Genomic DNA, 5,417 nt, shown 5'->3' on the forward strand with positions numbered 1-5,417 from the left:
GCTACGTAGAAACGACCCGCCGCCACTTCCTGAATCGCGAAGACGAGCTCCGAAGGCGCGGAGTGCTTCAAGACGTAGCCCGAGCCTCCTGCGTCGAAGGCTTCGAGCGCTCGATCCTCGTGCATCGTGACGAAGAGGATCCTCGAGTCGGGTACGATTTTCCTGAGCTGTCGGGCGGCGTCGATTCCGTTCAAAAGAGGCATCGATACGTCGACGAGGATCACATCGGGATGAAGGTCTTTTGCGAGCTCGAGCAGGATCCGACCGTTCTCCGCTGTACCGACGATATCGAAATGAGGCTCGAGCAGCTTTCGCATCCCTTCAGCGAGCAACGCATGATCATCTGCCAGCAAGATTCGAGGCCGTTTCGAAGTCATGATCGAGGCGCGTCCCCTTCCGGGCCGTCTCTGATTGAAATACTAGCACTGGCTGGCTTAACCCGACCCACATGGACACCGAAGAAGGGAATCGCTCATAAACCCGGGCCCCGGTAGGAGTCAGGAGCCGCGGTCGAGTCGACCCATTTGAGGAGTTCGCACGGGTCGGTCAGCGGGCGACGGTTCGAGCAGCCCTGCGGACGGTCTGCTGCGCCTCCGCTACGGCGTCCTTCGCCGCCTCCAGCGCACCGCTGCTTCGCGCGACCAACTGTTCCACACTGTCCCCGGCGCGGCGTTTCGTGCGTCCGGCTTCACGGGCGATGTCACGTCTGAGCCTCTTTCCAGACTTGGGCGCCAGAACGAGCGCGCTCATCGCACCAAGAGTTGCGCCCAGAAGGAGCCCACTCAAAAAACTCCCACTCTCGCGACCTTTGACAACCATGACGTGAATCTCCTTTCTCTACCAAGGAACGTCGTTGACACGCGTCGTCTTGGAATCCACCAGCTCCGCAAGATCCGTGTCCCGGATGGTGACGGTCTCCTCATCGGGCGGCTGGTCGCCCTCATCGAGGCGGGCCGTTAGGTACTTCTGCGCTCGCAGGATGGCACGGATGATTCCGACGCGCATGTCCTCTTCGCTCAACCTTCGTTGGTGAAGCTCTTCCATTTTGCTTATCGTGGCCCCGAGAATCGTCACGACGAACTCCGGTGGCTTTCCCTGTGGATCGCGGACGCGCCATCGGAGCATTCCGGGTGTCTCTTTCTCGATTCGATACTCCAGGGGCAGGACAGAGCCATCGGGCAACTGCAGGTTCTGGAAAGCGCTGGGTTCCATCTGTTGAAGATAATAGGGGCTGAGCTCGGCGTTTTGCATCGAGCCCACTACCCACCGCGTTTGCCGGAGGCGGGGAGCGTCCTGGTTGCTCCTACACGGTTGAGTGTATGGTCCCGCCTCGAAGGTAGACGTTAGCCTGGAAACCACATCGCGGCCATCGAGGTTTTCCAGCGATTTCGAAGGAGGTGTGACGATGGCCTATGTCATCACCGATCCGTGTATCGAGACGAAGGACACGTCCTGCGTCGAGGTTTGCCCGGTGGACTGCATTCATCCGACGAAGGACGATGCGGACTTCGAAGATCGTGTGATGTTGTACATCGATCCGGACACCTGCATCGATTGCGCCGCTTGTGAGCCGGTTTGCCCGGTGTCGGCGATCTACCCTTCGGAAGACGAGGTGCCGAAGAGCCAGAAGGAGTTCATCGAGATCAACGCGCTCTACTACGAAGACGCCGACGGGGCCGACAGGAAGGCGACGGCCCACCGGGAGAGCTGCGAGATCTGCAACAACCACGAGCCGAAAGATCGCAAGGACGCACACTAGCCGCGCTAACATCATGAGTTCTCTGGCGGAGCCCACTCACATCACACTTCCTCGTCGACGAAGATGACATGACGGAAGTATTGATAGCCCTCGAACGAGGCCCCGAGCGCGCCGATGAGGATGCCCAGCGACGCCACGAACGCCGCCAGGCGCCCGTAGTGGGATCCGTGGATGGGCTCCGCGAGTGATGAAGCCCACGATTCCACCAGCGAGGCGGGATAAATCGCCAAGGCGAGGACGAAGACCGCGAGCAGAAGGAACAGGTAGGTGGTCACGAGCCCCAGCAGCACGCAGAGCGTCGTGGCGACGTTGGTCACCACCATCTGTTCGGTAAGGGAGCGTGAACCCGGACGAACGAGGAGACGCTGGCGTTTGATGATATAAACCGTCGTGGCGACGAACACTGCGGCGGTGAGTGCGCCGACTCGCGCAGCGGGCTGGCTCATACCCAGCTCCCACACCTCGGCGGTTACCATCAACACGAAGAGGACGGAAATCGCCGCCGCGCTCAAGCGACCGAGCCGCAATGGAAAGAGCCACGGTCTGGCTTGACGCACGGCCGTAGCGATCTCCCTCAGATTGAGCCAGCCCGCCTGCAGGTAGAATAGGGGCCGGCTGCGTCGTTGGGGAGCTTCCTCCAGACGAAGATCGGCCACATCGCGCAGGGAGCGTCGCAGCTCGTCGCGCGCTCGTTCCGAGTAACGCTCCATCCCGTCGAGAACTCCGACCGAGTCGATCTCGCTCATGACGTCGCCGCGTGAGTCATGGTGCTCGACGCCATTGAGCCGGCCGAGAAGGTGCATCGCGAGAGCGAAGATACGCTGCGCGAGAACGCGTTTTCTCTCCTCGGTCGAAAACTCTTCGCCGGCTGCGAGCGGATCGATTCGCGACGTGGAGAGGATCGCGACGTCAACCGATCGCGACGCCGTTGCCAGGGCCTGGGGACCGTAGTGGCTGACGAGGTCGGCCCCCGTCACGACGATGGAAAAGTCCCAATGCCGCGCGTGCCTCTCGGCAATGCCGATCTCGAGGAGGTCCACGGGCTCTACTCGAGCACCGCGAGCCGCCTCGGGGCGGATCGTTCGTGGCATTTGCCAGTCGAGCTCGGAGAAATCCTCCCGCATCCCTGAGAGCAAGCGGGTCCGAGCGAGCTCCGCCGCCTCACGGTCGAGGGGATCCAGCCGCCCCGCTAGAATCCAGCCGAGCTCGATGCGATTCACGGCCCTTGCGTCATCAGCGGGCCGCTTCATGACGCGGGACGAGCAGGGCGCGAGTGAGACATGGTTGCAAAGGAGAACGGTATCCCCAAATCCGTCTCGACCACATCAGCTCGGACGTGTATGAGGTCAGCTCGCCAAGCGGGAGCTCTACGGCGAATACCCTAGGCGGCTAGGTTGGTCACCGGATGTCCGCCTCCACGGCGGATAGATAGGGTCGATGAGGCCCGACTTCATGGAGTTCCATGCCTTCAACGCAGCCTATGTCCAGCAGCTCTACGATCGGTACCGAGAGGATTCGGAATCCGTCGAGCCGGCCTTCCGATCGTTCTTCGACACGAACTCCGCGCCGCTCGACACCGACCGGCCAGGAGCTTCCTTCCGTCTAGGCGACGTCATTGGAGCGGTTCAGCTGGCCCATGCCGTCCGCCAGTACGGTCATCTCGCGGCAAGTCTCGATCCGCTGGGAAGCACGCCCCTGGGCGACCCCGCCCTCGATCCCGCCACCCACAGTGTGGATGCGGCCCGTTTGCGCCGGCTGCCCTCCGACGTCGTGGGCGGGCCCGTAGCCGAAAGGACGTCCAACGCCTGGAAGGCTATCAGGGAGCTCCGCTCGGTCTACTCGAACACCCGCGGCTACGACTACCAGCACCTCCGCGCTTCCGAAGAACGCGAATGGCTACGGAACATGGCTGAGTCCTGCCGCTTTTGCCCGCCAAACGATCCCATCGACGAGGTGGTCCTCTTGAGACGCTTGACCGAGGTCGAAGTCTTCGAGCAGTTCCTGCATCGGACCTTCCCCGGCAGGTTCCGGTTCTCCATCGAAGGACTGGACATGCTCATCCCCGTTCTAGATGAGGTCATCGGCGAGGCGGCCGAGGATGGTCTCCGGAACATCGTCATCGGCATGGCCCATCGCGGGCGCCTCAATGTACTGGCTCACGTGCTCGGGAAACCTTACGCGCAGATCCTGGCCGAGTTCAAGGATCCCCTACTGACGCGCAAGTTTCCCGACGAGCTCGGATGGACCGGCGATGTGACCTATCACATGGGAGCGCGACGTGCTCTCAAGGACGAACGCGCCCCAGTCGACGTGACGGTTACCCTCCCTCCGAATCCGAGCCACGTGGAGGCGATCGACCCCGTCGTCGAGGGGATGGCGCGCGCCGCGGGAACCCAGGTGGATCAGCCTGGTGCGCCACGCTTCGAGCACGGAAAGACCCTTCCCATCCTGATTCATGGTGACGCCGCTTTCCCCGGACAGGGAGTGGTGGCCGAGACTCTCAACCTGTCCCGGCTTCCCGGTTACGAGACCGGAGGGACGATCCACATCATCACCAACAACCAGCTCGGATACACGACGACACCCGAAGACGCCTACTCCACGCATTACGCGAGCGACCTCGCCAAGGGATTCGAGATCCCGGTGGCCCATGCGAACGCCGACGATCCCGAAGCGTGCATCGAAGTCGCCCGTCTCGCCTACGCCTACCTGTCCCGCTATCACAAGGACTTCGTGATCGACCTCGTGGGCTATCGTCGCTTTGGCCATAACGAGAGCGATGAGCCCGGTTTCACCCAGCCAATGATGTACGCGAAGATCGGCGAGCATCCAACCGTCCGTGCGCTCTGGGCCGATGCGCTGCGAAAGCGCAGGGTCGTGAAAGAGGAGGAAGCGCGGGGGTTCATCCGTGAGCGAATGGACGAGCTCCAGAAAGCCCTCGAGACCCTCGAGCCGCAGAAAGACGTATCCCGGCCGACGGTGAGGACGCCGCCCGCGGGAGCCGCCCGCCGCGTCGAGACCGCGGTCCCCGTCGAGACCCTTCGGGAGTTGAACGCCGCTTTGCTCGAGCTTCCCAGAAGCTTCCGCCCCCACCCCAAGCTCGAACGGGTACGAAAGAAGCGCCAGACCGTCCTCGAAAAAATTGACGGGAAGTCCATCGATTGGCCGACCGCGGAGGAGCTCGCCTTCGCGACGATCCTCGCCGACGGCATCGCCATCCGGATGAGCGGCGAGGACGTCGAGCGCGGTACCTTCAGCCAGCGGCACGCGGTCTTTCATGACGTCGAGACCGGCGAGGAGCACGTGCCCCTGCAGTCCTTTTCCCGAGAATCGGCCGCCTTCGAGATCCACAACAGCCCCTTGTCCGAGAACGCCGCTCTGGGATTCGAGCTCGGATACAACATTCAAGAGCCGGGGCGGCTCGTCGTCTGGGAGGCTCAGTACGGGGATTTCATCAATGGCGCGCAGACGGTGGTCGACGAGTTTCTGGTATCTGCCCGCGCCAAGTGGGGGCAGACGCCCTCCATGGTGCTCCTCCTGCCGCACGGCCACGAGGGTCATGGACCCGATCATTCGAGCGCGCGACTCGAACGTTTCCTGCAGCTCGCGGCGGAAACCAACCTGCGAATCGTCAATTGCACCACCGCGGCGCAATACT

General features: G+C 62.5%; 5 protein-coding genes and 1 pseudogene. 2 read left to right on the forward strand and 4 right to left on the reverse strand.

Features of this window, described 5'->3' with window-relative positions; genetic code table 11:
* The 3 genes from VEK15_17625 to VEK15_17635 form a co-directional block, all read right to left on the reverse strand.
* Positions 1-317, reverse strand: a 317-nt coding sequence (locus VEK15_17625) for a response regulator transcription factor (GenBank protein ID HXV62524.1), incomplete at its 3' end; no start/stop codon positions are given.
* Positions 318-546: 229 nt separating this feature from the next.
* Positions 547-819, reverse strand: a complete 273-nt coding sequence (locus VEK15_17630; protein HXV62525.1) for a YtxH domain-containing protein — start codon at positions 817-819, stop codon at positions 547-549.
* An 18-nt stretch (positions 820-837) separates the two neighbouring features.
* Positions 838-1,212: a hypothetical protein gene (locus tag VEK15_17635; protein HXV62526.1), complete on the reverse strand. Its 375-nt coding sequence runs from the start codon at positions 1,210-1,212 to the stop codon at positions 838-840.
* A 193-nt stretch (positions 1,213-1,405) separates the two neighbouring features.
* Between VEK15_17635 and VEK15_17640 the strand changes: the two are divergent.
* Positions 1,406-1,621 (forward strand): annotated as a pseudogene (locus VEK15_17640) (ferredoxin family protein).
* 179 nt (positions 1,622-1,800) lie between these two features.
* Here VEK15_17640 and VEK15_17645 read toward each other — a convergent pair.
* The gene (locus VEK15_17645; protein HXV62527.1) at positions 1,801-2,979 is read right to left on the reverse strand and encodes a hypothetical protein; all 1,179 of its coding nucleotides are present in this window, start codon (positions 2,977-2,979) and stop codon (positions 1,801-1,803) included.
* Positions 2,980-3,196: 217 nt separating this feature from the next.
* Between VEK15_17645 and VEK15_17650 the strand changes: the two genes are divergently transcribed.
* Positions 3,197-5,417: 2-oxoglutarate dehydrogenase E1 component (locus VEK15_17650; protein HXV62528.1), on the forward strand; the 2,221-nt coding region annotated here is incomplete at its 3' end.

This window comes from Vicinamibacteria bacterium, assembly GCA_035620555.1.
Lineage (GTDB): Bacteria > Acidobacteriota > Vicinamibacteria > Marinacidobacterales > SMYC01 > DASPGQ01.